Annotated in this window: 19 protein-coding genes; 9 read left to right on the forward strand and 10 right to left on the reverse strand. The window is 69.1% G+C overall.

Translation table 11 applies throughout. The features are described from left to right. Nucleotides 1-44: 44 nt before the first annotated feature. From K4L06_RS14920 to K4L06_RS14930, 3 genes are all read right to left on the reverse strand, one after another. Nucleotides 45-986, reverse strand: coding sequence for a hypothetical protein (locus tag K4L06_RS14920; RefSeq protein ID WP_221672141.1), 942 nt, complete (start codon nt 984-986; stop codon nt 45-47). A gap of 1,346 nt (nt 987-2,332) precedes the next feature. Beyond that, nucleotides 2,333-3,577, reverse strand: a complete 1,245-nt coding sequence (locus tag K4L06_RS14925) for a serine hydrolase domain-containing protein (protein WP_221672142.1) — start codon at nt 3,575-3,577, stop codon at nt 2,333-2,335. A 132-nt stretch (nt 3,578-3,709) separates the two neighbouring features. Then, nucleotides 3,710-4,405, reverse strand: coding sequence for a hypothetical protein (locus K4L06_RS14930; protein WP_221672143.1), 696 nt, complete (start codon nt 4,403-4,405; stop codon nt 3,710-3,712). 40 nt (nt 4,406-4,445) lie between these two features. Here K4L06_RS14930 and K4L06_RS14935 point away from each other — a divergent pair, with 40 nt between their 5' ends. Further along, entirely contained in the window at nt 4,446-5,885 is a 1,440-nt protein-coding gene (locus tag K4L06_RS14935; RefSeq protein WP_221672144.1) for a PLP-dependent aminotransferase family protein, read from the forward strand. A 197-nt stretch (nt 5,886-6,082) separates the two neighbouring features. Here K4L06_RS14935 and pgaD read toward each other — a convergent pair whose 3' ends face one another. The 4 genes from pgaD to pgaA form a co-directional block, all read right to left on the reverse strand. Next, nucleotides 6,083-7,219, reverse strand: coding sequence for a poly-beta-1,6-N-acetyl-D-glucosamine biosynthesis protein PgaD (pgaD, locus tag K4L06_RS14940; protein ID WP_221672145.1), 1,137 nt, complete (start codon nt 7,217-7,219; stop codon nt 6,083-6,085). Further along, complete coding sequence (gene pgaC / locus K4L06_RS14945; protein ID WP_221672146.1) at nt 7,216-8,475, reverse strand: poly-beta-1,6-N-acetyl-D-glucosamine synthase; 1,260 nt, start codon at nt 8,473-8,475, stop codon at nt 7,216-7,218. The genes pgaD and pgaC overlap by 4 nt, the downstream gene beginning before the upstream one ends. A gap of 64 nt (nt 8,476-8,539) precedes the next feature. Continuing rightward, nucleotides 8,540-10,459 (reverse strand): poly-beta-1,6-N-acetyl-D-glucosamine N-deacetylase PgaB, encoded by a 1,920-nt coding sequence (gene pgaB, locus K4L06_RS14950; RefSeq protein WP_221672147.1) that lies wholly within the window; start codon nt 10,457-10,459, stop codon nt 8,540-8,542. Between the two features lie 2 nt (nt 10,460-10,461). Further along, on the reverse strand, nt 10,462-12,558 hold the full coding sequence (pgaA, locus tag K4L06_RS14955) for a poly-beta-1,6 N-acetyl-D-glucosamine export porin PgaA (RefSeq protein WP_255595152.1): 2,097 nt from the start codon (nt 12,556-12,558) through the stop codon (nt 10,462-10,464). A gap of 369 nt (nt 12,559-12,927) precedes the next feature. On the opposite strand from pgaA, the gene K4L06_RS14960 reads away from it, so the two are divergent. Both K4L06_RS14960 and K4L06_RS14965 read left to right on the forward strand, forming a co-directional pair. Then, on the forward strand, nt 12,928-16,332 hold the full coding sequence (locus K4L06_RS14960) for a GH92 family glycosyl hydrolase (protein WP_343225768.1): 3,405 nt from the start codon (nt 12,928-12,930) through the stop codon (nt 16,330-16,332). A gap of 357 nt (nt 16,333-16,689) precedes the next feature. Then, nucleotides 16,690-19,050, forward strand: coding sequence for a hypothetical protein (locus K4L06_RS14965; protein WP_221672150.1), 2,361 nt, complete (start codon nt 16,690-16,692; stop codon nt 19,048-19,050). Between the two features lie 30 nt (nt 19,051-19,080). Here K4L06_RS14965 and K4L06_RS14970 read toward each other — a convergent pair whose 3' ends face one another. Then, on the reverse strand, nt 19,081-20,406 hold the full coding sequence (locus K4L06_RS14970) for an MFS transporter (protein ID WP_221672151.1): 1,326 nt from the start codon (nt 20,404-20,406) through the stop codon (nt 19,081-19,083). A 25-nt stretch (nt 20,407-20,431) separates the two neighbouring features. Continuing rightward, nucleotides 20,432-21,118, reverse strand: a complete 687-nt coding sequence (locus K4L06_RS14975) for a hypothetical protein (RefSeq protein WP_221672152.1) — start codon at nt 21,116-21,118, stop codon at nt 20,432-20,434. Here K4L06_RS14975 and K4L06_RS14980 point away from each other — a divergent pair. The 3 genes from K4L06_RS14980 to K4L06_RS14990 all read left to right on the forward strand — a co-directional run bounded on the left by K4L06_RS14980 (nt 21,105) and on the right by K4L06_RS14990 (nt 23,395). Further along, nucleotides 21,105-21,353 carry a hypothetical protein gene (locus K4L06_RS14980; protein WP_221672153.1) on the forward strand — a complete coding sequence of 83 codons (249 nt, stop codon included), beginning with the start codon at nt 21,105-21,107 and terminating at the stop codon, nt 21,351-21,353. The genes K4L06_RS14975 and K4L06_RS14980 overlap by 14 nt on opposite strands. 130 nt (nt 21,354-21,483) lie before the next feature. Next, complete coding sequence (locus tag K4L06_RS14985) at nt 21,484-22,674, forward strand: glycosyltransferase family 2 protein (RefSeq protein WP_221672154.1); 1,191 nt, start codon at nt 21,484-21,486, stop codon at nt 22,672-22,674. 7 nt (nt 22,675-22,681) lie between these two features. Beyond that, the gene (locus K4L06_RS14990; RefSeq protein ID WP_221672155.1) at nt 22,682-23,395 is read left to right on the forward strand and encodes a polysaccharide deacetylase family protein; all 714 of its coding nucleotides are present in this window, start codon (nt 22,682-22,684) and stop codon (nt 23,393-23,395) included. A 41-nt stretch (nt 23,396-23,436) separates the two neighbouring features. Here the strand turns inward: K4L06_RS14990 and K4L06_RS14995 are convergent, their stop codons facing one another. Then, on the reverse strand, nt 23,437-23,979 hold the full coding sequence (locus K4L06_RS14995; protein WP_221672156.1) for a hypothetical protein: 543 nt from the start codon (nt 23,977-23,979) through the stop codon (nt 23,437-23,439). Between the two features lie 342 nt (nt 23,980-24,321). On the opposite strand from K4L06_RS14995, the gene napE reads away from it, so the two are divergent. From napE to K4L06_RS15010, 3 genes are read left to right on the forward strand one after another with little or no spacing between them, the layout of a single operon-like run. Then, the gene (gene napE, locus K4L06_RS15000) at nt 24,322-24,489 is read left to right on the forward strand and encodes a periplasmic nitrate reductase, NapE protein (protein ID WP_221672157.1); all 168 of its coding nucleotides are present in this window, start codon (nt 24,322-24,324) and stop codon (nt 24,487-24,489) included. 5 nt (nt 24,490-24,494) lie between these two features. Further along, nucleotides 24,495-24,992 (forward strand): ferredoxin-type protein NapF, encoded by a 498-nt coding sequence (gene napF / locus K4L06_RS15005; protein ID WP_221672158.1) that lies wholly within the window; start codon nt 24,495-24,497, stop codon nt 24,990-24,992. Beyond that, nucleotides 24,989-25,303 (forward strand): chaperone NapD, encoded by a 315-nt coding sequence (locus K4L06_RS15010; protein WP_221672159.1) that lies wholly within the window; start codon nt 24,989-24,991, stop codon nt 25,301-25,303. The genes napF and K4L06_RS15010 overlap by 4 nt, the downstream gene beginning before the upstream one ends.

Consider the following 25,303-nt stretch of genomic DNA (forward strand, 5'->3'; position numbering starts at 1 on the left):
AGCCGCACCGCGCAGCGGCCCCGGCTTGAACGAATTGTTAGGCATCAGCTGAATTGAATGAGGTAGGAGATGTACATGGATCTCCCCTTGAGGTTCTCCACAGTCACCCGGTTCAAGACAAACTTTGTCTGAAGCTTCTCGGGGAGGTAAGCCTTCTGCTCGACCGTGCGGCTTTCGCCTGGCCCTAGGGCGACGTTCTCAAAACGACCATCAGAGAAATCAACTGGTCCGTCCTTTCCGGCGGAGGTCTTAAGAAAACCCTCCACCACAAGCGGCTCTTTCATGTTGTTCTTGATTTGAGTCGTGATGGTGAGGATGTCGCCTTGCCGAATAACCTCCGTTGCCTCAATTGCGATGTTGCCTTTCTTTACTGCCCCATCAAGCGCCTCATGCGCCGCGGACTCCTGAACGGTGACCTTGTATCCCGCAAGCTGTTTTCGCTCGCGGAACACATCAAGTTTTGCATTCACGTAATCAAGGGCTGATGTCTCTGCTTCAGCACCGACGACTGTACCGAAAAGGAAGGGCACGATTAGGACGGCGAGGACTATCGGTATCGCCACAAAGTTCTGCCAGATGGCGGTCGCCTTCTCCTTGCTTTCAACGACCTTGCCTTTCGCCGACTTGGACTCAATGCTTTCGATGTCGATTGGATCGAACGCCTTGCCCTCGATCAGCAAAACGACTGTGATTGACTCGAGCCTCGAGAGCTTAGGTATAGAGAGTGTGTTGCCAACCACGGTGAGTGTGCTTTTCGATGTGCCGATAAGCTCGAACTTGCACGCCTTTCTAAACGTGACCGCGATGTCCTCTTCGTGGGTGAGGCCAGCGTTGTAGATCTGTATTGAGATGATCTGACCATCGCTGCTCGGTGTGTTTAGGTAGAGCTTTGGCGCGATGACGTATAGCCAACGGCTTTTTATTGACGCCAGAATCGCCGAAATTAGCAGGGCCCCAATGACTGTCGTAGCGATTGCTGTGAACATGATCTCCCCTGAAAGGTGCGTCCGATGCCCAACTATCTAATAGCCGGATCCTTGGGTCCGGTTGTACGATTTATCCACAGCGCACCGTGTAGTGGGCTATCCCCTTGATACGACTCGATCTTAGGGCGACTGGGTTCGGCTAACAAGCCGATGTGTAACCAGACCCAGCAGGATGCAGAGCCTACGCACCGGCGGATGTCTGCTTCGGGCCGAAAGCGGACATCGGTGTAGCCCGTCAATCACCAGGACGTGATTTGTTAGGTATACGCAGTCCGGCTATGGAATCGGACATGCCCGTTTGACAGGCGTCCACAGACCCTGCAATGTAGTCTCCATGGAGCGTCGAAACTCCTCGTATAGCGGTACCCACCTTCGTCAACGGTGGGTTTTTCATGCCCGATGTTTGGGCATGCCGACGCGTCTTCCTGCGTCGGGAGGGCGGCTAATACAAAACCCGCAAGGGGAATACGCCCGCCGTCTATGCGCGGTTTCGAACCTCCCGACATCCCGCCGGTCGCACAATGTGCCGCGCGGGCTTTCCGCCTAAGGACAGGAGTGCCGCGTATGCCCCGCAAGCCCGAGTTCGCGCCCCCGCAGGAGGGGGTGGTCATGTCTGTCGATGCGTTCGAAGCGCTTTCCGCTTTCCAGAGGGAGCTGCACGGGATCGTGCGGACTCTGTAGCCGGAGGTATTGATCGAGATCGGGTTTCCGGCGGGGCAGGATCATCGCGTGTTGAGGGAGGTGTTTCAGGCCTTGGCGCGGCGGTTGGATCCGGTGTTGGCGGCTTGTGCTTGGACGCTGGTGGGGGATGGGGCTGCCGGGGCGGGGCGGATGCACTGAGTGTCGGATCGGTCTCGATGCGGGCCGATGTGCTTGGCCGTTGAGCCTCGATTGCCTCCCGTCGAGGCTTGATGTCCGTTGATCGTGAGCCGTCGGCCTGGTTTTAGCGGTGCGGCATGGCCGGCGCTGAGGCCGGGATGGCATAAGGTGCGACTTGGCGCCGATGCGACGAGGACGGTATGACGACTGGGGTTTTAGCCCTGCTGATTGGGCTTGTGGGTTTCGCCTCGGTGGGAGGCTCCTGGCACGTTCCGGCAGGGGCGCTCGCGCTGGCCGCTGTCCTGGCCGCGTTGACGTTCGTTGGGCGCAGCCCGCAGTCGCCGGGGTGGAACTGGGCTAACACCCTGGCCGTTGCCGGCGTGGTGCTGGCCGGGGTGTCCGTCGCCCGTGTGGTGATTTAGAGACAGATGCACGAACGGTGTCAGGGACAGTTTTGAGTGTCTCTGACACCGTTCTCAAGTGGCTAGCTCGCGGGCGGTGAACTCAGGCCCTTATCCCGCCATCGCTTACTTCGCCGGGCTCAAGGTCGGGAACAAAGTACCGAGCACGGTTTTGGTTGCCTTGTCGCCGCCCATGTCCTCGGTGGCGTTGGCCACCACCAGGGCGCCGGTGTTCGTGTTCGGGAACAGCACCGCCCAGGCGAGCCAGTTGCCGTCGGAACCGCCGTGCACCAGCACGGGGCCCTGGCGTCCTGCAATCGAATCCTGGACGCCCCAGTCCAGGCCCGAGCCGCTGCCGGGTTGCGCCGTTTGCATCAACCGATACGAGGCGGGGGTCAGCAACTTGCCGCGGCCTTGGCTGCCGGCCAGTTGGTCGAGGCAAAAGCGCGCCCAGTCGGCCAGGCTCATGTGCATGTTTCCGGCCGCGGTGTACATCATCGGCACGCCGTCGTCGGACACTTTCGGTGCCGTCGTCACCGGCTTGCCGCCGCGGTGGCCGAGCGGCTGGCCGGCCGGGGTGGGGCCGAAGCCGGCGCTCGCCATGGCCAACGGCTGGAAGACTTCGCGGCGCATCAGTTCTTCGAAGTCCTGCCCGGTGGTGCGCTCGGCGATGACGGCCGCGATGAGGAAGCCGGTGTTGCAGTAGTTGAATTCGGTACCGGGTGCGGCCGCCGGCGCGTCCTTCAAGGCCTGGGCGATGAAGGCCAGGCGTTGTTGCGGCAAGGGCCGGGTGTCGGCGAAGAAGGTGTCGAGGAACTTCAGGTCGCGGATGTTCTCCGGCAGGCCCGATCGGTGCGAGAGCAGCTGGACCAGGGTGACCGACCGGTATTCCGGGCGCATCGTGTCGGCCAGGTCGGGCAGCAGCGTCGCCAAGGGCGCGTCCCAGGACAGCACGCCGCGATCGACGAGTTTGGCGATCAGCGCGACCGTCATCGGTTTGCCGGTGGAGCCGATCAGCCAGGCGTCGTCGGCGCCGACCGCGTCGGTTCCATCGCTGCGGCGCAGGCCGCGCACGGCTTGTTGGGCGATCGCGCCGTCGCGCATGACCAGGGCGCCGAGTGCGGGCGTCTTGGTGCCCTCCATCGCGTCTTTCAGCAGGGCGTCGAGATCGACGGCGTTCGGCGGCGGCGCGTCGTTGGGATGGGCCTGCACCGCGAGCGGCGCTTGCAGGAGGAGCATGGAGGCAAGAACGAGCTGAAGGAAGCTTCGACGCGCTGGATGTTTCAAGTGGATCCCCTGGTGTGCGGCTTTTCGATGAGGAACGACGCACCCCGTTGCGTCGTTACCGGACCGCAGCGAGCGCGCTTGCATGGATCGCGCGCCTGCTGCATGGGGCCATGCTGCGGCTGAGCGCGGATGCGTGCATGAGCTGCAAGTCATGGCTGCGGCGCGTGGGCTTGCGCGACCGAGCGCTACCGCCGGCAGCGCGCGCCAGCCATCGCTTCAGCCATTGGCCGGTTCCGCCAGACGCAGCACCAGATAACGCATGAAGAACTGCGTGACCGGGCCCACGCATAGCGCGAATACCAGGGTGCCCACGCCGGCCGTGCCGCCCAACGCCACCCCCATCGCCAGCACCGCCATCTCGATGCCGGTGCGCACACGCTGGATCGACCCGCCCGTGCGGCGTGCGAGTCCGGTCATCAGGCCGTCGCGCGGCCCGGGCCCGAGTTGCGCCCCCACGTAGAGCGCGGTGGCCAGCGCACAGACCGCCACTCCACCGACCAGGCAGGCGCAACGTAACGGCAACGACTCGGGCGCATCCAGAATCCGCAGATTGAGGTCGGTGAACGGTCCCAGCAACAGCGTGTTGGCCACGGTGCCCAGCCCGGGCATCTGCCGCAGCGGAATCCACAGCAACAGTACCGCCACGGCCACCAGGACCATGACCATGCCGAGCGACAGCGGAAGCTGGCGCGCAGCGCCTTGGTGGAATACGACCCACGGCGAGCCGCCGAGCGCGCTTTGCATCAACAGCGCGTTGGACACGCCGTAGAGCCATAGGCCGGCCAGCAGGCGCAAGAGCCGTTCCGGGAGACGGCCGGCACGGAGTTGGGCGAGAGGGCCGAGATTGGCCAGCCCGAGGGGAGAGGTATCGGGGTTCATGAGCGCCAGTATCTGGACGATTGGCACTTTCATGTAGAGCCATTTTCGCCATAGTGGCCTCATGAATCGATCCATGACTGCAGAGCACCTGGCCACTTTGATCGGTCAGTTCCCGCGCAAGCCGGCCTACCGGGGGCTGCGCCAAGCCCTGCAGGAACTGATCGGCGGCGGCCGCATTCCCCTCGGCACGCGTTTGCCCAGCGAGCGGGCGATCTCCCAGGCGCTCGCCGTCTCGCGCAATACGGTGACCCGCGTCTATGCGGACCTGGTCGCCGCGGGTTACGCGACTGCGCGCCAGGGGGCGGGCACGTTCGTCGAGGTTCCCGACGACCGCCGGCGCGCGCACGAACACTCGCTGCGCCCGCTCGCCGGCGCGCGCGCCGCCGAAGGCGCCATCGACCTCAACTGCGCCGCGACGGCCGCCATTCCAGGTATCGCCTCGGCCTACGAACGCGCGCTGGAAAGGCTGTCCGGCTACCTGGGAAGCGAGGGCCACCGGCCAATCGGCCTGCCGACCTTGCGCGCGCTGATCGCGCAAATGTACGCGCGGCGAGGTTTGCCGACCGACCCCGAACAGATCATGGTCACCTCCGGGGCATTGGCCGGCACGGCGGTCGTCGCGCGCGCACTGTCGCGGCCGGGCGACCGGGCGATGATCGAATCGCCGGTATACCCCAACGCCATCGAGGCGCTGCGTCTGGGCGGCGCGCGTCTGGTCGCGTCGCCGATGGCCGATGCGCTAGGGGAGGAGGGCTGGGACTTGGATGGCATCGAGGCCACCTTGCGGCAGACGCGGCCGCACCTGGCCTACCTGATCCCCGATTTCCAGAATCCTACCGGCTTCCTGATGCGCGACGAGCAGCGCGCACGCTACGCCGCCGCGCTGCAGGCCACGCGCACGACCGCGGTCGTCGACGAATCGCTGCAGGCCATCGCGCTGACGGACGCTGGCGTGCCCCTGCCATTCGCTGCGCACGCAGCGGGCGCGATCACGATCGGCAGCGTTTCGAAGTTGCTGTGGAGCGGGTTGCGCGTCGGCTGGATCCGCGCGCCGCACGACCTGATCGAGCGGCTTATCAAGGCCCGATTGCAGTTCGACCTGGGCACGGCGGTTTTCGACCAACTGGTGGTGACCGAGTTGCTGGACAGCGGCGATGTCGTCGCGATGCGTCGCGCGCAACTTCGCCAGCGCCGCGATGCCCTGGCTCACGCTATCGAAGAACGGTTGCCGGACTGGCGTTTCCGGCTGCCGGAAGGCGGAATGACGTTGTGGCTGCAGTTGCCGGGCGGCAGCGCTACGCAGCTGGCGGCGCAACTGGAGACCGTCGGCGTTCATGTCCCCCCGGGCCCGATGTTCAGCGTCGAAGGCGGCAACGACCGGTGGCTGCGCATCCCCTACGTACGACCGGAGGAGGAGTTGATCGAGGCCGTTGCGCGCATCGCGGATGCTTGGTCGAGGTTGCCGGCCGGGCCCTCGGGTCGCCGCGACCGCTCGCGGGCGATCATTCTTTAGCACGAGCGCCGCGGGCTCCGCAGGGACTGCCCGCGGCCGGAAGAAGGCAGCGCCGGTCGCCGGTATCGGCGGGCTGAGGGGATGGCGGTTTTCTGCGCCGGCGCGGGCGTGGAGCGGGGGCTGCGCGGGCTGGTCGCGGCTTACGCCGCTCCTACAGGAGGAGTGCGGTGCGCACGGATGTGTTCGGGCAAGCGGGGTCAGCGCTGCGGCTTGAATTCGACCGGGACGATGACGACGGCGGCGATGGGGCGGCCGTTGCGTTGGGCGGGGGCGAAGCGCCAGTGGCGGACGGCGGCGACGGCGGCGCGGTCCAGGTCGCGGTGGCCGCTGCGTTTGGCGACGTCGAGGCGTTGCGGGCGGCCGTCGGCGCCGACTTGCACGCGCAGCGAGACCAGGCCGCCTTCGCCGCGGCGCAGGGCGTCGAGGGGGTAGGGCGGTTTGGGGCTGTAGCCGGGCAAAGGGCGGGGCTTGGCGCTGGCGCCGCGCGCGGCGGTGTCGCGTTGCGCGCGCGGTGCGGTGCCCGTCGGCGCGACGCTTGCGGCGTCGTCGTTCGGGGCGGCCGGTGGCGTTGTGGCGTCGTCGTTGCTGCCGGCCGGGTCCGGCGACTGCGGCGGCGCCAGCGGCGGGCGGTCCAGGCCGGGCGCGCCTTCGATCTGCTGCGACGAGGTTTCGCTTTCGATCTGCCGGTAGCCGTGCGATACCACCAGCAGCACCGCGATCACGAACACCACCGCCAGGCCCAACATCGGGATCCAGGCGGTTTCGGGCAGGGTGTGGCGGGTGAAGGCCGGCATCGGCGCGGCCAGCGCCAACGGTTTCGGCGCCGGCGGTTTGACCGCGGTGACGCCGAGCGGTACGGCCTGGTTGGGGTCCATGTGCAGGGTGCTGATCCGGCCTTGGTTCAGCGCTTGCGCGACCTCGGTGCTGGCGCCGAGCGCGGCGGCGACCTGTTCCAGCGCGATCGGCGGCGGCGAACTGCGGCGTTCCACGCCGGTGAAGCGGCGGCGGTTGTATTCGGCCCACAGGATCAGCAGCGCCGCGGCGCCGACCGCGGTGGCCGGCAGCACCAGCAGCAGGAAGGGGTCGATTTCGTGCTGGCGCAGATACAGTTCGGCTTCGGCGCGCTGGATGCCGAACAGCCACATGAACAAGGTGACCAGCGGCATCCACAGGTAGATGTAGACCGCCCAGAACGCGCCGGTGGTCAGGCCCCAGAAGGTGCGCGGCAGCAGCGGTTGCGAGTACGGCCGCTGGATCAGGCGCGAGTCGTGCCTGTGCCGCCGAGAGCGGCGCGGCTGCGGCTGCTGCGGTGCCTGTGGCTTGGGCGTGTTCATCGCAGCCCCCGATCCGGGCTGACCCACACCGCGCGGGTGCCGCGGCGCTTGGCCAGGGCCTTGGGCACCGCGGCGACGGTGGTGGTGAAGCTCAGCAGCCAGAACACCATCGGGTACCAGATCATCCAGTAATAGTTACGGCCGACGCCGGTTTCGTAGCGGCGGTCGATGACGATGCTGGCGGCGAACTGCAGCAGGCAGATCATCGCCAGGATCACCCCGTGCCAGGACGGCAGCAGGGTCGGCACGCGCAGTTGCTCGGGCAGTTCGAACACTTTGCCCAGCGCCCACAGCAGGATGATGAAGGCCATCATGTAGGCCCAGGCCAGGCTGAGCAGGTACTCGCCCAGCACCGGCCACATCCGCCGGCGCCGCCACGAGAACAGGTCGCGGGTATGGCGCATCAGCACTTCGACGCCGCCCTGGGCCCAGCGCAGGCGCTGCTTCCACAGCCCGCGCACGGTTTCCGGCATCAGGATGAAGCACATCGCATTGGGCTCGTAGCGGATGTCCCAGTGGTTCATCTGCAGGCGCCAGCTGATGTCGATGTCCTCGGTCACCATGCTGTCGGACCAGTAGCCGATCTGGTGCAGGGCGGTGCGGCGGAAGGCGCAGATCACCCCGGAGACGGTGAAGATGCGGCCGTAGACGCGCTGGGCGCGCTTGATCATGCCGATGATCGAGGCGAACTCGCCGACCTGCAGGCGGCCGAGCAGGGTCGAGCGGTTGCGGATGCGCGGGTTGCCGGTGACCGCGCCGACCCGCGCGCCCGAACACAGGTGCCAGACCATCCAGTGGGTGGCGTATTCGTCCAGCAAGGCGTCGCCGTCGATGCAGACCAGGTACTCCGAGCGCGCCGCCAGCGCGCCCATGCGCATGGCGTTGGCCTTGCCCAGGTTGCGGTCGAGGTGGACCACGCGCAGCTGCGGGTACTGCGCGGCGAGTAGGTTGAGCTTCTCGCCGGTATCGTCGCCGCTGCCGTCGTTGATCGCGATCACCTCGAACGAGGGATAGCGCTGGGCCATCGCCGAGGCGATGGTTTCGCGCACGTTGTCGCCCTCGTTGTGGCAGGGGATCAGGATCGACACGAACGGCGCCGCGTCCAGCGCCGGCGGGTCGGTGCGGCCGCGGGCGTGGCGCTCGCGGCGCAGGTAGTAGTACAGCCCGCCTGCGATCCAGAAGAACGACATCACGATCGGGTAATAGAAGGCGAACTTGAACGACACCGCGAGCAGGGCGCTGAGAACGTCGTACATGGCAGTCTCCGGTAAGGGGCGCGTGCGCGGTGGAAGGGCCCGGCGCTCCAGCGCCGGGGCGGACTCAGCGTTCGATGTAGGGGAAGCCGCGCGCGGACATGATTTCGCGCGCGTCGGCGGTCGAGGGCAGGTCGTCGATGAAGTTGTCCGGGTACCAGGCCAGATGGCGCACGCCGGCGGCCTGCAGGCGCCGCGCCATGGTCTTCAACCGTTGTGCCGGGATCGGCTTGTCGTCGCGCCAGTCCACGGTCTGCAGCTCGAAAATGGTCCGCGCTAGGCCGCTGGGCGAGCGCGCCACCTGCGCCACCAGCCGGTCCATCCAGGCCTGCGGCTCGCGGCTGTTCTCCATCCACGGCATCGCCATCACCGCGGTGTAGTCGTAGGCCTGGTTGAACGCGGCCAGGTTCTGGGCGAACCAGCGCTCGCTGTCGGGGCGCAGTACCGGCTCGGCGAACAGGTTGCGCACGGTGATCAGCTTGGGCCGCCATTTGCCGGCGGCGCGGGTCAGCTCCTGGGTGAACTCGATCAGCGCCTGGGTGCGCTGCGCGGCCTGCTCCGGCGCCTGGCCGCGCAGTTCGTCGTCGCGCAGCAGGGCGTCGTCGTGGAACAGCAGGCCTTCGGTGTAGCCGCTGACCGCCAGGTCTTCGTAGATGTCGGCGACGATCTGGCGCGCCTGCGGCTGGAACGGATTGAGGCGGAAGGTTTCCTTGGGGTTGCTGGCGGCGATCGCCAGACGCTGGCGCAGCGCGGCGTCGGGCAGTTCGTAGCCCAGCACCGGCAACCAGGCGAACACCTTGACCCCGGCGCGGGTCTTGAGCTGCCAGGCGACCCGGTTGTACAGGTCGGCGCGCATCGGCAGGTGCCGGTTGGGGAAGTACAGCGCGTCGGCCGAACCGTTGCCGTCGGGGTCGGCGAAGGCCTGCAGGAACACGTGGCTGGGGCCGACCTGCTTGACCCGTTCGATCAGCTTGTCCAGGTTGCGCGCCTGCTGCGCCGGGTCGGCGTCGTAGACGTAGTCCAGGTCGACCTGCAGCGCGCGCAGGCCGTCCAGCGCTTCGTCGTGGCGCAGTTCGTAGGCCAGGTCGTTGACGGTCGGGTTGTCGAACACCAGCAGCCGGGCCAGGCCGTGCAGGTCGCGGCGCAGGGTCTGGTGGCGGCCTTCCAGGTCGAAGGTGACCTGCATGCCGAGCTGGTCGGCGATGGCGTTGGTCTGGCTGTTGTAGGCCGCGTACGGCCACACCACCGACTGCGGGGCGACGCCGAGTTCGCGCTTGATCGCGGCGACGCTGTCGCCCAGGTCCTTGCGGATCCGCGCCAGGTACTCGGCTTCGGTTTCGTAGCGCTCGGCCTTGGGATCCCACACCCGGGTGATCGCCGCCGGCATGCTGTTGCCCTGCGGGTTGGAGGTCACGCCGCGGTGCAGGGCGTGGCTGTGCGAGGCGATCTCGATCAGGCCCGAGGCCTGCATCTCGCGCAACTGGTCCCAGGTGACGAAGTCGTCGTGGGTGAACATGCGCGGGCCGTAGTCGACCTGCTGGTCGCGCGGCAGATCGACCCACGAGGTCACCACCGCCATCAGCGCCGGATAGCCGTAGGCGCGCAGCAGCGGGAAGGCGTGGGTGTAGATGCTGCGCAGGCCGTCGTCGAAGGTCAGCAGCACCGCCTTGGGCGGTAGCGGCTGCTCGCCGCGCGAAGCGGCGATGACCTGGCTCAGCGACACCGGACGGTAGCCGTGGCCGGACAGCCAGTCCAGGTGGGCGGCGAAGTTCTGGGTGCTGACCGCGTAGGCGTCGGGGTCGCCCTTGCGGGCGACGTCGTCGCGCACGTCGTGGTAGCTCAGCACCAGCAGTTCGTCGGCCTGGGCCGGCGCCAGCGCGGCCAGGGCCAGCGCGGCGGCGGCGAGCAGGCCGCGCAACGCGCGCAGCGCGCGGGTGCGCGGCAGTAGGGTGGCGTGGCGGGTTGCGGCGGGGAGGGTTCCATCCATGTTCATTGCTCTCCCCAACGGAAGTTCAGATCGAAGCCGAGCCGGTCCTCGCGCCGGCCGTCGTAGACCGGGCGCGACCAGTTCAGGCCGTAAGTCAGGGTGCGGCCGGTGCCCAGGCCCCATTCGTGTTCGTAGCGCAGCTGCGGCACCCAGGCGCTGCCGTAGCCTTGTTGCCAGTACGGGCCGGCGTAGGCGGTGAAGCGCTGCAGCAGGTGATGGCTGTAGCGGCGCCAGGCGACGTGGTTGACGCGCAGGCCGAGATTGAGCGAGGCGTCGCGGCTGGGGTTGAAGTAGGGCACGTCGGCGTCGCGGCGGCTGGCGCGGCTGGCCGAGAGTTCGGCCAGGCCGTCGACCTGCAGATGCGGACGGGTGTAGGCGCGCTGGTTCAGCGCCAGCGTCAGCGCGCTGCGCCGGTTGTCGTCGCTGTAGCGCAGCTGCTGCACGCGGGCGTCGAGCGCGGTGCGCTCGCTCGGGGTCCAGCGCAGGCCCAGGCTCAGCGCGTCGGCGTCGATGCCGGCGCGGCGCGCCTGCAGCGAAGCGTCCGGCGATTGCCGGTACCAGGACGCGCTGCCGCGCCAGGCGTCGTCGAAACGCCAGCCGGCGTCGAGGTAATAACCGGTGCGGTCGTCGCGGCCGAGCCAGCGGTCGCTGGCGCGGTCGACGCCGAAGCCGAGGCTGAGCCGGTCGTAGGCGTAGCTCGCGCCGATGCCCTGGCGGCGGTCGTGCACGCGTTCGCCCGGGTAGTCGGCCCAGGCGTCCTGGGCGTGCGCGGTCAGGCGCCAGCGGTCGTGGATCAGCGGGCTGCTGATCTCGACCCGGTGGGTGCCGTCGCGGCTGCCGAGCGGCGAGGCGCTGTCGCCGCCGCCGTCGGCGCGGCTGCGATGGCTCGAGGTCGACACCTGCCACTGCCAGCCCAGCCGGCTTTCCCAGGACTCGCGCATCTGCCGCACCTGCACGTCGCGTTCGCGGCGGGCCAGCAGTTCGTCGTGGATCGGACGCGCCAGGTCGACCCGGTCGTGTTCGAGATAGGCGCCGATCTGGCCGATCCGCGCGCCGACGCTGGTCGGCTCCAGGGTGCTGGCCATGCGGAAGCGTTCCAGCGCGCGTTCGGTCCAGCCGCGGCGCTGGTAGGCGACGCCGAGGTTGGTCTGCAGGCCGGCGTTGTTCGGGCCGATCGCCGCCAGCGCTTCCAGGCCGCGCTGCGCGCCGACGGTGTCTTCGCCGTACAGGCCGACCATGATCAGGTTGGTGTCGGCGTCGTAATGGCGCCAGTTGGCGTGGCTGACCTTGGCCCCGGGCACGCGCACGAAGGCCGGCTCGGCGGCCTTGATCTTCTCCAGTTGTTTTTTCGCGTCGTCGAAACGCTCGGCTTCGGAATAGGCATAGGCCAGCTGCAACTGCGAATCGTGGTCTTCCGGCATCTCGCGGACGACCCGTTCCAGCACCGTCGCCGCTTCCTCGGGGTGGCGCGCGGCCAGCAGCGAGGCGCCGACCCGGGCCAGGGCGTACAGAGGCACTTCGACGCCTTCGGCCTGCAGCTGGCGATAGTTCTGCACCGCTTCGGCGTGGCGCTCGAGGATGTTGAGCATCACCAGTTCGTCGAAGCGCGTGCGCAGGTCGGCCTGGCGCTGGCTCTCGCTCTGGCCCTGGCGGTATTCGGCGATCGCGCTGCGCGCGGCGCGGATTTCCTCCAGCCGCTGTTCTTCGTTCTCCGGGTACAGCCCGCCCCACACCACCATCCGCGCCAGGCGATTGGATTCCAGGCGCTGGCGCTCGTCGGCGCTGAACAAGCCGGGGCGTTCGCGGTACAGGCTCCAGGCGCGATGGGCGTTGCCGAGGTCGGCCAGGGTCAGCACCTGCAGGCGCAGCAGGGCCTCGTCGCCGGGGCGGGCGGCGAGGGCGGCTTCGATGCGCGACAAGGCCGCCAGCCACTGCCGGTCGGCGCGCAGGCGCTCGATCTCGGGCAGCGGAGACTCAGAGAGAGGGCTGGCGTACTTGTTTTGACTCTCAGAGGCAGAAACTGACGAAAATGGGCAAATTGAGCTAGCAGAAACCAGGGCGAAGGCAAGAGCGTAAGAAAGGCGATGCGTAATCGGCATGAACCACCAAGATCCGTGGGGGAAGACGCGACCGGGTCCGTGACGCGAATGAAAAATGTGAACTACATCACATTGAGTTATGGCCCCATTGACGCAAAAGCTGTGCCAAAGCGCCGTGAATCGCGGGCTTGATTTTTGCGCCGAAGTGCTTGTCTGGATTGGATTTTGCGTAATGTGTGCAGTGCTTCCCAATGTTGCGGCGCGGTTTGACAGCTTCGTTTTAGATCGATTTAAATCGGGCGAAACGACGTGTCACAGCTTCGCCAGCGGGCGCGGCGCGACGTCGCGCGAGCATGGGAGCGGGGCATGGCGTTGGGCGATGCGTTGAGCGAAAAGGGGCGTCGCGTTCGCGGCGAACGGCAGCAAGAGGTGGGCGTTCGCATCGCGCGCAACGCGAGTCTGGCCATCGCCGTCGCGGCGGCGCTGTGCGCCGCGCAGGCGTCGGCGGCGGTACCGCGCAGCTTCGCGACCTCGTTCGAAACCGGCGAGCCGGTGCCGGCCGATGCGGCGGATGTGCCGGGCTCGCTGCACGTCGACGGCGGCCCGGACGCGGCCGCTGCGCTGACCGCCAAGCCCGGGGTCGGTTTCACCGGCCTGCGCTCGTTGCGCTACCAGGGCGAAGGCGGGCGCGAACAGCGCCTGCAGGCGTTCGACGTCGACCTGGCGCTGAGCAAGGACAGCGTGCTGTCGTATCGCCTGTTCCCGCTGTCGGATGCGCGGGTGTCGGGACGCAAGGCCGCGGTGCCGGCCGACGACCTGCGCAACACGTCCGGTTACGTCGCGATCGACCTGGAATTCGACGACGGCAGCCGGTTGTCGCAACACGCGCCGACGGACGCGTACGGCCAACCGTTGACCGCGCGCGGGCAGGGCCTGGCGCGGCTGCTGTATCCCGACCAGTGGAATGCGGTGTCCAGCCGGATCGGCGAAGTCGCGGCCGGGCGCCGCGTGCGCCGCATCCTGGTCGTGCACGACGCCGACCACGCCGCGCCGTTCCGCGGCTGGCTGGACGACCTGCGCATCGAGCGCATGCCGCAGGCCAAGGGCCCGGCGCCGCGGCCCAGCGACTATGTCGATACCCGCCGCGGCAGCAATTCCAATGCGCGCTTCTCGCGCGGCAACACCTTTCCCGCGGTCGCGCTGCCGCACGGCTTCAATTTCTGGACCCCGACCACCAACGCCGGTTCGCACTGGATCTACCAGTACCAGGAGCGCAACGGCGACGACAACCGGCCGCGCCTGGAGGCCTTGGCGCTGTCGCACGAGCCCAGCCCGTGGATGGGCGACCGCCAGACCTTCCACATCCTGCCGGCGATCGGCAGCGCCCGGCCCGAATTCGATCGCGGCAAGCGCGCGCTGAGCTTCGGCCACGACCAGGAGACCGCGCGCGCCGATTACTACCGGGTGCGCTTCGACAATGGGCTGGTCGCCGAGCTGACCCCGACCGACCACGCGGCGATGCTGCGCTTCACCTTCCCGGACCCGAACGCGCAGCTGCTGTTCGATCACCGCGACGAACACGGCGATATCCGCCTGAACCCCGACGACGGCAGCTTGAGCGGCTGGAGCGACAGCCGCAGCTCGCTGTCGACCGGCGCCACCCGGCTGTACTTCTACGCCCGCTTCGACCGGCCGCTGCGCGGCGGCGAGCGCCTGCCGCGCGAAAAGGGCCGCGACCGGGTGTCGGCCTGGTACGGCTTCGACCTCGGCGCGGATCCGTCGCGTCAGCTGACGATGCGCATCGCCACCTCGCTGCTCGGCGTGGAGCAGGCCAAGCGCAACCTGGAACTGGAAATCGGCGCCGACGAGGGCTTCGACGCGGTGCGCGAGCGCGCCCGCGCGGCCTGGGACGCCAAGCTCGGCACGGTGCGCATCGAAGGCGCGCCCGAGCACGAACGGGCCACCTTGTACTCCAACCTGTACCGCCTGTTCCTGTACCCGAACAGCGGCTACGAGAACACCGGCACCGCCGACCGGCCGCTGTACCGCTACGCCAGCCCGTTCGCGCCGGCCGCCGGCGCCGACGGCGACACCGTCACCGGCGCGGCCGTGGTCGACGGCAAGGTGTTCGTCAACAACGGCTTCTGGGACACCTACCGCACCAGCTGGCCGGCCTATGTGCTGCTGGCGCCGACCCAGGCCGGCGAGATGATCGACGGCTTCGTCCAGCAATACCGCGACGGCGGCTGGATCGCGCGCTGGTCCTCGCCGGGCTACGCCGACCTGATGGTCGGCACCAGCTCCGACGTCGCCTTCGCCGACGCCTGGCTCAAGGGCGTGCGCAATTTCGACGTGCGCTCGTTCTACCAGTCGGCGATCCGCAACGCTTCCAGCGTCAGTCCGATTCCGGGCGCGGGGCGCAAGGGCATCGAGCGGGCGATCTTCACCGGCTATACCGACACCACCGTCGGCGAAGGCCTGTCCTGGTCGATGGACGGCTACATCAACGACTACGCGATCGGCCGCCTGGCCGCGGCGCTGGCGCAGGAGGCACCGGCCGACGATCCGTACCGCGCCGGCTATGCCGACGACGCGGCCTACTACCGCAACCGCGCGCTGGGCTACGTCAATCTGTTCCATCCGCAGCTGGGCTTCTTCGTCGGCCGCCATCGCGACGGCCGCTGGCGCTACGCGGCCAGCGAGTTCGACCCGCTGCGCTGGGGCGGCGACTACACCGAGACCAACGCCTGGAACATGGCCTTCCACGCGCCGCAGGACGGCGCCGGCCTGGCCGCGCTGTACGGCGGCCGGGTCGCGCTGGGCAACAAGCTCGACCTGTTCTTCGCCACGCCCGGCCTGTTCGAGGTCGGCGGCTACGGCCAGGTGATCCACGAAATGCTCGAAGCGCGCGACGTGCGCATGGGCCAGTACGGCCACAGCAACCAGCCCTCGCACCACATTCCCTATATGTACGCCGCCGCCGGCCAGCCGTGGCGGATCCAGGAGAAGGTGCGCGACATCCTCGACCGGCTGTACGTCGGCGGCGAGATCGGCCAGGGCTATCCGGGCGACGAGGACAACGGCGAGATGTCGGCGTGGTGGTTGTTCAGCGCAGCCGGTTTCTATCCGCTGCGGATGGGCTCGCCGGAGTACGTGATCGGCGCGCCGCGCTTCGAACGCATGAGCATCCGCCTGGAAAACGGGCGCGAACTGCGCATCAACGCGCCCAAGGTCGGCGCGCGCAATCGCTACGTGCAATCGCTGAAGGTCAACGGCGAGCCCTGGGACCGGCTGACCCTGCCGCACGAATTGCTGGCGCAGGGCGCGGTGCTGGACTTCCGCATGGGCCCGTCGCCGTCGAACTGGGCCAGCGCCCCGCAGGCGCTGCCCGAATCGCTGAGCGCCGATGGCGACATGCCGATGCCGTGGCGCGACCTGGGCCGGCGCGACAACGCGACGGTGGCCGGCATCGCCGCCAAGCAGGCGGCGGCTCTGTTCGACGACGACTCCGGCACCGGCCTGCGCCTGAACCTGCCGATGCCGTCGATCGCCTGGAGCTTCAAGCGACCGGCGACCGTGCACCTGTACACGCTGACTTCGTCGGCCAAGCGCGGCGACGCCCAGGCCTGGGCCCTGCAGGGTTCCAACGACGGCGAGCAGTGGACCACGCTCGACGAGCGCAGCGGCCAGTCCTTCGCCTGGCGCCGGCAGACCCGCGCCTTCGCGCTGGCGCAGCCGGCGACTTACAGCCGTTACCGCTTGCGCCTGGCCGGCGAAAGCGGTGGGATCGAACTGGCCGAGGTGGAGTTGATCGGCGAGGCGTCGAGGGAGTGAGCAGCGCAGCGGAATGAAGAGCGAGCGTGCCGATACGGCGCCTGGTCGAATCCTCGCTTCTGGTTCCGGCTCAGCGGTCGTTGAACGCGGTTGTGACGCAATGCGGGCTTTAACATCGCGCGCTGCGGCCAGCATAAAACGGCGAGCCTCCGCTTTCGTAAGTCGGTGGCCGCTGCGCGCTCGTTCCTGCATTCGGCCGGCGTTCTCGTCGCGACCGTGACGCTTTCCAGGCTTTAACGCCGCGCTCATGTCCGCCGCAGCGCGGCGTCGTCCGCGGCTGCGAATCGTTCCCGATCTGTCCCGATATCGCCCCGGATTGTTCCTCGGCAGGCGTCGCGTGCGGGGCTAGGGTCGCAGGTGCTGTCCCCATCCACCTGGACGATCCTCAGCGAGGCGCATATGGAACGCATGCGACGTAACCGCAGCGCAGGACGGCTGGCCGCCGTGCTGGCCGCGGGCCTGATGCTGGCCGCGCCCTGGGCGCAGGCGCAGAACTTCGAAACCTATTACGGCAACCAACCTTGGCGCGACCGCGGCGAGGACGTCAAGACGGTCAACTTCTGTCCCGGCGGCGGTTCGGTCACCGTCGGCACGCGCCGCTCCAGCGACGGACTGGAACAGGTGCTGGTGACCCGCGCCAACGACAGCGGCGTCACCGACAACCCGGGCCTGAACACCTGGCAGCAGGCCTATCCGATCGCCGGCAGCAAACTGTCGAATGCGTTCGGCGTGATCGAACTGACCGGCGGCCGCGGTTTCGCCGTGACCGGCGCGGTCACCGTCGGCGACGGCAGCTTCGTTTACGTGCTGCAGATCGATTGCAAGGGCTATCCGCGCTGGACCACCTTGCTCGACAACCTCGATCCCTCGCATCGCGCCACCGGCTACGACCTGATCGAAGGCGGCACCACGGTGTCGAGCACCGCCGGCAACGGCCAGATCGTGGTGGTCGGCGAAGAGATCGACCGCAACGGCCGCAGCTTCGGCCGCATCGCGCGCCTGGACCCGGCCGGCAACGTGATCTGGGACCAGGACTACGACGGCGGCAGCGATTGGCCGAACCTGCGCTTCCGCGCGGTGACCGAAAACCTGGCCGGCACCGGCGGTTACACCGACCTGGTGGTGGCCGGTTCGGCCTGGTCGAGCGCGGCGCGCGGCGGACTGATGTTCCGTACCGACGGCGGCGGCGCGCCGGTGTGCAGCAGCGTGCTCGCCACCGGCCAGGACCACCGCGACTTCCACGGCCTGGCCGCGTTGCTGAGCCCGAACTACCAGGGCGAGACGGTGCTGGTCGGCGCCGCCAGCACGCTCAGCGGCGGCAACGCCCAGGTCTACATGGCGCGCTATTCGCGCCTGAGCTGCGCGCCGAAAGTGCAGTCGGTGTGGCAGGACCGCGCCCAGGCCAGCTTCACCGCCTTCGACGTGGTCGAGGCGCGCAGCCTCGACGGACGCGACGGCGCGCTGGCGGTGGTCGGCACCATCGCCGGCACCCAGGGCTTCCTGCTCGCGGCCAATCATCGCGACCTGCTGCGTTACGGCGGCCTCGGCCCGCGCCGCTTCGGCGACAAGTTCCGCGAAAGCCTGTACGCGATCGACAGCAAGCGCGACCGCTTCATCCTCGCCGGCGACACCTACGGCGACTGGCAGGGCGTCGGCGACGCGCAGGACGTGTACTTCGTCCAGGTCGACCCGGGCCTGAACACCGGCTGCGCCGATCCCTGGGAACCGGCCGCGGTGCCGGTCGACCTGCCGTACAAGCAGCCCTTGCCGCATCCGATCCGGATCCCCGAGTTCCGCCGCGCCGACACCCCGCTGCTGCAGGCCAGCGATTGGGGCTATGCCTGCGCGCTGGATCCGCCCGAGGGCTGCCCGGGCCTGATCAACAACGGCATCGTCCAGCTCGGCGTGTCCAACACCGGCTACCTCAACATCGAGTGTCCGAACATCGACCTGTCCAGCGGCCGCTACGGCACCCGCCTGGTCGGCCTGCGCTACATGCCGACCAACGGCGAAGCCTCGGCGCCGGGTGCGCCGTGCGAAGGCTGGGGCGTGGCCAATGCCGATCCCTCGGCGCCGGTCACCGGCCGCACCTCGCGTTGCGCCGGCACCAGCAACATGTCGGTGGTGAGCTTCACCTCCACCCCGAGCACGGCGACCTCGGTGGTCAACGTCGGCAACACCTTCCGCGTGACCCACCAGTACACGCCGATCGCCGCGACCAGCTACCTGTACCGGGTCGACGTCAGGATCGAGAACATCGGCCGTACTCCGGTCAACGATCTGCGTTACACCCGCGGCATCGACTACGACATCCCGCCGAACACGTTCTCCGAGTACATCACCATGGCCGGCGCTTCGCCGTTCCTGTTGGCCTGGAACAACAACGGCTTCAATTCGCTCGATCCGTTGGCGGCCAATAGCGGCACCTCGGGGCCGATGACCGATTTCGGCCCCGGCGACCTCGGTTCGCACATGGACTTCCGCTTCGGTGCCTTGCCGGTCGGCGCTTCGCGCAGCTTCGTCACCTTCTACGGTGCGGCGCCGACCCAGACCGCGGCCTTGAACGCGCTGTCGATCGTCGGCGCGGGGCTGTACTCGTTCGGCCAGACCAACTGGGACGGCGTCGGCGGCGCCGGCAATACCAATCCCAACCCCGGCACCTTCGGCGCCACCACCGGCGCGCCGGCGACCTTCATGTACGGCTTCAAGACGCAGTGATCGCCGCGGCGACGGCCGGCGCTACGGCCGTCATCGCACGCGAGCCCCGGGGGCCTGTGCCCCCGGGGCATTTTCGTATCCGCCGCGGCGCAGGCTGCGCTGCAGGTGCCAGACCCCAAGCAGCAGGCACAGCGCGATCGCCGCGGCCAGGGCCGCGGCCGCCGGCGCCAGGCGCAGGCGGTCGGCGAGCAGGCCGGCGAGCAGGGTCGCCAGCGGCATCGCGCCCATGGTCGCGGCCGAGAACCAGGTCATCTCGCGGCCCATGCGCCGCGCGTCGGCGTTGCGCTGCAGCCACGACAGCGACTGGATGCCGTAATAGTTCGACGCCGCGGCTAGCAGACAGAACGCGGCCAGGGTCGGCGCCAACGTGGCGCTGGCGGCGAGCAGCGCATAGGCGAGGGCGGCGACCGCCCAGCACAGCAGGATCTTGCCCAGCACCGACGGCAGACGCTCGCTGGCGCGCGCCGCCAACGGCGCGGCGACGGCGATGCCGGCGAACTGGGCCAGATAGACCAGGAAATAGCGCGCGTCGCCGCGCTCGACCAGCAACAAGGGCAGCAGCACCTGCACCGGGCCGAAGGCCAGCACGGTGCTGGCCAGCAGGTAGGCGTAGTAGCTGCGCGGCACTGCGGTCGTCGCGCCCGCTTGGGCGCAAGCTTCGACGTGTGCGTTCGTGTTCGCGTCGTTGTTCGCGCTGCCGCTACGACGCACCGGCCCGCGCCGGCGCACCGCCGCCAGCAGCCACAGCGAGGCCGCCACGCAGGCGGCGTCGATCCAGAACGCCCAGGCCAGCCCGCGGGCGTCGTCGCTGCTCAGGATCAGGCTGCCGGCGAGCATCGGCAGCAAGGTCATCGCCAGGCTGGAAGCGACCGCGAACACCGCGTTGCCGGCGCTGAGCAGCGGCTTGCGGATATAGAGGCCGAAACTGGCGCGGCCGGCCGGGTAGGCCAGGGCCCAGACCAGGCCGCCGAGCAGGGCGATCGCGTACACGCTTTCGATCGCGATCCGGCCACTGCCGGCCAGGATCGCCAAGGCGGCGTTGAGCGCGACGTAACAGGCGCGGCACCACCACAGCACGCGCAGCGGGTCGAGCCGGTCGAGCAGGCCGCGCCCCAGCCACAGCAGCAGCGCGCTGGGCAACGCCTCGATCGCCGCGGTCAGGCCCAGGTCGAAGGCGCGGCCGGTCAGGCGCATGACCAGGAACGGCAGGGCGATCAGGGTGAAGCTGGCGCCGAAGGTGGTGATCAGATTGTCGAGCAGCAGCCAGCCCAGGCGCGGATCGCGCCGGCTCAGCCGCCACAGGCGCGCGCTGTCGGCGGCCTGGCGGCGCAGCGCAGGCCAGGCCCGCGGGAGCATTGCCGAAGCGCCCGCGCGCGCCGGCTCAGGACGCGGCCGCGCCGGCGCGGCGCAGGAAGAACAGCTCGCCGTCGCGTTCCACCGCCAGGCCGTAGGCGCTGGCGATCGCGCGCAGCTTGCCGGCGTCCAGGCGCCATACCGGCTCGACGTCGTCGACGCCCAGGTCCAGGGTCCATTGCATGCCCAGCCAATGGGTGAGGACGAAGCCGCGCTCGCTCAGCAGCCCGGCCAGGGTTTCGAAATAACGTTCCAGATGGCGCTGGCAACAGGCGAAGCTGGCCAGGTTGTTGTCGAGCACGCAGTCGTAGCGGCGTGCGCGGAACTGTTCGGCGAACTCCAGGCCGTGCTTGTTGAGCAGATGCACCTGGTAGTCGGCGATGCCGAGGCTGCGGCCGTGTTCCCATTCGCCCGCCGCCACGGTCACCGACGTCACCCGCGCGCGGCCGGCCAGCAGGCGCGCGACCGAGGAGTTGCCGGTGCCGATGTGCAGCACCTCGCGTCCGTCCAGCTCGGCCTGTTGCAGCCAGTGGTTGATCGCCTGCTGGTCCTCGGTCGGCTCGCACTGCGAGTAGTCGAGCAGGGGCCAGGTGGCGCGCTGCTCGGCGGCCTGATGGGTGTCGACCTGCGGTTCGCGCCCGCAGTCCAGGCGCTGCGCGCCGATGTCGAAGCGCGGCCGGAACGCGGTCGCGGAGGAGGTCGTGGATGAGGTCATGGCGTCGGTCGGTGCGAGCGGTGCGGATCGATTCTTCAACGCGCGCCGGCGCGGTGTCGAGCGAATGCGCGCGCCGTTGCCGGAACTGCTAAAGGTCGTCACAGAAAACGCAGTGCGCCTGCTTTCATTCTTGCTTGCGAAAAACGCGGCCATGCATCGCGTTTTCGAAAGCGAACCGAGTAAAAAGTTTCGCTTGCAAGCGTTCCGCGTTTTGCCGTGCCTCCCCCCGCTGTAGCCAACGCAAGCACCGAACGTGCGGCCCTGCCCAGCAGGCGCCGTATCGACGCGTCCGGTCTGCCCAACAGACCCTGCGATCCGCCGTACGCGAAGCGTGCGCGGGCCGCGTTGCCGGATGCGTTCTCCCCATGCTGAGCCAGTTCGTTCTGACCGGTCTGGTCGGTTTCTCGACCCTGATCCTGTTGTGCTGCCTGATCTTCCTCGCCGGCTGGGCGGTGTGGCGCGCCTTGCGCCGGCCGCCGTCGCCGACCCTGGCCGACTATCCCTTCGTCTCGATCCTGGTGCCGTTCTACAACGAGCCGCCGGCCTCGTTCCTGCGCACGCTGGAGGCGATCGAGAACGCCGAGTACCCCGGCCGGATCGAAGTGTTGTTGGTCGACGACGGTTCGACCAACGCCACCCCGCAGGCGCTGGCGCAGTGGCTGCGGCAACCGCGCGAGAAGCATTACCGCCTGGTGCCGCTGGCGCGCAACGGCGGCGCCAAGGGCCTGGCCCTGGACGCGGCGCTGCCGCAGCTGGCGCCGGAGTCGGACGTGGTGACGGTGATCGACAGCGACACGGTGATCCTGCCGTGCTCGTTGCGGCGCGCGGTCGAAGCCTTGTACGCCTCGCCGCGCCACGCCGCCGCCTGCGGCCTGATCGTGCCCGACGAGCGCCATCGCTCCTGGCTGCACCGGCTGCAGTTCTACGAACACGTCGGCGCGCTGGCGGCGATCCGCTACGTGCAAAGCAAGATCGGCGTGGTCAACGTGGTCGCCGGCGCGTTCTCGCTGCACCGCACCGCGGTGATCCGCGAACTCGGCGGCTGGGGCGACTGGCTGGTCGAGGACATTTCCTGGACCTGGCGCGCCTTCGCCCACGGCTATTCCATCGCCTACGCGCCGGACGCGATCGCCTACACGATCTGCCCGACCACCCTGCAAGGCCTGTTCCGCCAGCGTCGGCGCTGGGCGCGCGGGCGGCTGGAGTCGTTCCGGGTCGCCTGGCGGATTTCCTGGGCGCGGACCATGACCATGCTGCCGTGGTGGCTGCTGTGGGCGCAGTCGGCGCTGGTACCGACCTTGCTGTTGCTGATCGCCGGCGCGCTGGTCTACCGCAGCCCCAGCCTGCTCGCGGTGGCCGGCCTGAACTGGTTGCTGATGGCGGCGCTGAACTTCGTCTCGATGATCCAGGCCCGCACCCGGCTCGGCTTGCGTCCGCTCGACCTGGCCCTGGTGTCGGTGTGCAACACCGTCATCGACGTGCTGTTGCTGCCGGCCAACCTGATCGGCCTGCTCGACGAACTGCGCGGCGGTCGCAAGACCTGGCTGACCCGCTGAGCCGCGCATGGACTGGCACGGATTCCTGCAGCACCGCCCGCAAGCCTATCTCGGCCGCGGCGCGCCGGACCGGCGGGTGCTGGCGCTGACGTTCGACGACGGCCCCGGCGCGGCGACCCCGGACTTGCTGGACGCATTGGCCGAACTGGACGTGCGCGCCAGCTTCTTCTGCGTCGGCGCGGCGATGCGCGCGCGGCCGGCGCTGGTGCGGCGCTTGCTCGACGAGGGGCATGAGCTGGGCAACCACTCCGAGCGCCATGCCGACGCGCGCGGCATCGAGGCCGGACGATGGATGCGCGAAGAGGTGGCGCCGGCCGCGCAGGCGCTGGCGGCCGCTTGCGGATCGACGCTGCAGGCCGCGCCCGCGCCCTTGTTCCGCCCGGCCTACGGCGAAATCGACGCCGCGCAATACGAGGCCCTGGCCGCGGCCGGCTACACCGTGGTCGGCTGGTCGGTCGACCCGCGCGACTGGCTGGAGCCGGACGCGCCCGGCTACGTACCCTGCGTGGTCGAATCGGTGCTGGCGCGTATCCACCCCGGCGCGATCGTGCTGCTGCACGACGGCGACGACGAAAGCGGCCGCGCGCGCGGCGGCATCGTCGAGATCGTGCGCCGGCTGGTGCCGGCGCTGCGCGGTCAGGGCTATGGCTTGGTCAGGGCCGGCGATTTGTTGGCCGAGCGGCCACCGACCGATCCGGAGCGGGCCAGCGCCGCGAACTGAACCTGTGTCGGTTGTCTATGCGATGCGGATGCGGATGCGGCTCAGCGCTTGGCGGCCGTCGTCTCGAGCCGGGTCAACGCGCCCGGCGTCCAGGCGTAGTGCCAGGTATGCCGGCCCGGCGGCGGACACTTGTCCGCGCACTGCGGCGCATCCTTGCGGGCGACGAAAGCGACCGAAATGCGCCCGCCCTCGACCCGGATCGACTCGACCTCGCCAGGAATCTGCGCGCTGGCGTTCTCGACGTAGCCGAGCGCGCGGACCCGGGCCAGGTGGGCTTTCTCCGCTGCGTCGCTCAGGCGCGAGGGTTGCGCGCGTCCATCGTTCGGGCGCAGCGCGTCCAGCACCGTCAGCGAATTCTCGCAATCGAAGTTGGCCTGGCTGCAGGTGGCCGTCAGCAGGAACAGGATTTCGGACCGGCCGTCGCCGTCGAGATCGGCGACCTGGACCCGGCGGGCGCGGAAATCGCTTTGGATGTCGTCGCCGGAGCGGTTGCCGGCGGCGGCGTCCGCCGCGCGCTGGGCCAGGGCCGGAGTCGGTGGCGCGGCGGACGATATGCCCGCCCAGCAGGCGAGCGACAGCGACAAGAGGACGACGATCCTTGGCATGACGACGATTCCCTGATGCCTCGGACCCGAGGCGGCAGCGGCTTAGATAACGCAGCCGCCGGCGCAGCGCAACGAGACGCCGACCGGGTCGGTGTTGCGCCGCGGCACGGCGGGGCTGGCCCGGGCGGCGGCGTGGGCCGCCTGGCGCCCCGGCGCGCGTCCGGCGCCGGTTTGATCTGGGTCAAGCCGCGCCTGCGACGACCGCCTAGGCTGGTGCGCATTGCGTCCGCGGCTGCGCCTGCGCACGGGGTCGCAATGTGGGGCCGGAGGCTTGTGCTAGCGTCCGGCGGGTATCGCCCAGCCAACGCCAGGTGATGACGGATGAAGCGGCCTGCGGACACTACGGACGGCGGCAAACGGCGCGAACGCGCGGCCTTCCTGTTGCTGACCGGCGTGGTGTTTCCGCTGCTGGCGGTGCTCGCCGTTGCCGGTTACGGCTTCGCGGTGTGGATCTGGCAGATCTTCACCGGTCCGCCGACGGGGCACTGACGGCCATGACGGCGACCGGCCTGAGCCGACGCGAACTGCTGTTCGGGCGCGCTGCGTCTGTTGCGCCGCTGCGCCCGCCGTGGGCGCTGGCCGAATCGGCTTTCCTAGAGGCATGCACGCGCTGCGATGCCTGTGTCGACGCCTGCCCGGAACGAGTGCTCGCGCGCGACGCCGCGGGCCGGCCGAGGTTCGATCCGCAGTTGGGCGAATGCAGTTTCTGCGGCGCCTGCGCCGAAGCCTGCGTGCCCGGCGCCTTGCGTCGGTCGGCCGCCTCGGCGCCGTGGACTTTGCGCGCGCTGGTTTCCGAGCGCTGCCTCGGCGATCAAGGCGTGGTCTGCCGGAGTTGCGAAGAAGCCTGCCCGGAACTGGCGGTGCTGCGACCCCGCGGCCGCCACGGCGGGGTGGCGGTGGATGCCGACCGCTGCAGCGGCTGCGGCGCCTGCATCGGCGTGTGCCCCGCCGGCGCGCTGCGGCTGCAAGCCGCCACGGAGACGGCGCGATGAAGCCCGACGGCAAGCACCCTGGCGAGCGCGAGGCCGAGGTGCACATCGCCAGCTTCGTGGTCCAGCACCGGCCCAACGCCGCCGCCCGGGTGGCCGCGGCGGTCGCGGCTTACTCCGACCTGGAACTGGCCGTGGCCGGCGCCACCGGCAGCGTGGTGGTCTGCGAGTCGGCCGACCGCCGGGTGCTGACCGAACGCATCGACGCGCTGCGCGAAACGTCCGGCGTGCTCAACGTGCTGCTGGTCTATCACCACGCCGAGCCGCGCGCCGCGCTCGAGCAACCCATCGACCCCCCTTCGCAGGCGGACTAG

Source organism: Lysobacter sp. BMK333-48F3 (genome assembly GCF_019733395.1).
Taxonomy (GTDB): Bacteria; Pseudomonadota; Gammaproteobacteria; order Xanthomonadales; family Xanthomonadaceae; genus Lysobacter.

What these genes read in the sequence shown, in the direction of transcription:
- napE (WP_221672157.1), top strand. Translation starts at nt 24,322, where the DNA reads ATGAAGCGGCCTGCGGACACTACGGACGGCGGCAAACGGCGCGAACGC.
- K4L06_RS14920 (WP_221672141.1), bottom strand. Translation starts at nt 986, where the DNA reads ATGTTCACAGCAATCGCTACGACAGTCATTGGGGCCCTGCTAATTTCG.
- pgaA (WP_255595152.1), bottom strand. Translation starts at nt 12,558, where the DNA reads ATGCCGATTACGCATCGCCTTTCTTACGCTCTTGCCTTCGCCCTGGTT.
- napF (WP_221672158.1), top strand. Translation starts at nt 24,495, where the DNA reads ATGACGGCGACCGGCCTGAGCCGACGCGAACTGCTGTTCGGGCGCGCT.
- K4L06_RS14925 (WP_221672142.1), bottom strand. Translation starts at nt 3,577, where the DNA reads ATGCAAGCGCGCTCGCTGCGGTCCGGTAACGACGCAACGGGGTGCGTC.
- K4L06_RS14975 (WP_221672152.1), bottom strand. Translation starts at nt 21,118, where the DNA reads ATGACCTCATCCACGACCTCCTCCGCGACCGCGTTCCGGCCGCGCTTC.
- K4L06_RS14985 (WP_221672154.1), top strand. Translation starts at nt 21,484, where the DNA reads ATGCTGAGCCAGTTCGTTCTGACCGGTCTGGTCGGTTTCTCGACCCTG.
- pgaD (WP_221672145.1), bottom strand. Translation starts at nt 7,219, where the DNA reads ATGAACACGCCCAAGCCACAGGCACCGCAGCAGCCGCAGCCGCGCCGC.
- K4L06_RS14935 (WP_221672144.1), top strand. Translation starts at nt 4,446, where the DNA reads ATGACTGCAGAGCACCTGGCCACTTTGATCGGTCAGTTCCCGCGCAAG.
- K4L06_RS14970 (WP_221672151.1), bottom strand. Translation starts at nt 20,406, where the DNA reads ATGCTCCCGCGGGCCTGGCCTGCGCTGCGCCGCCAGGCCGCCGACAGC.
- pgaB (WP_221672147.1), bottom strand. Translation starts at nt 10,459, where the DNA reads ATGGATGGAACCCTCCCCGCCGCAACCCGCCACGCCACCCTACTGCCG.
- K4L06_RS14930 (WP_221672143.1), bottom strand. Translation starts at nt 4,405, where the DNA reads ATGAAAGTGCCAATCGTCCAGATACTGGCGCTCATGAACCCCGATACC.
- K4L06_RS15010 (WP_221672159.1), top strand. Translation starts at nt 24,989, where the DNA reads ATGAAGCCCGACGGCAAGCACCCTGGCGAGCGCGAGGCCGAGGTGCAC.
- K4L06_RS14990 (WP_221672155.1), top strand. Translation starts at nt 22,682, where the DNA reads ATGGACTGGCACGGATTCCTGCAGCACCGCCCGCAAGCCTATCTCGGC.
- pgaC (WP_221672146.1), bottom strand. Translation starts at nt 8,475, where the DNA reads ATGTACGACGTTCTCAGCGCCCTGCTCGCGGTGTCGTTCAAGTTCGCC.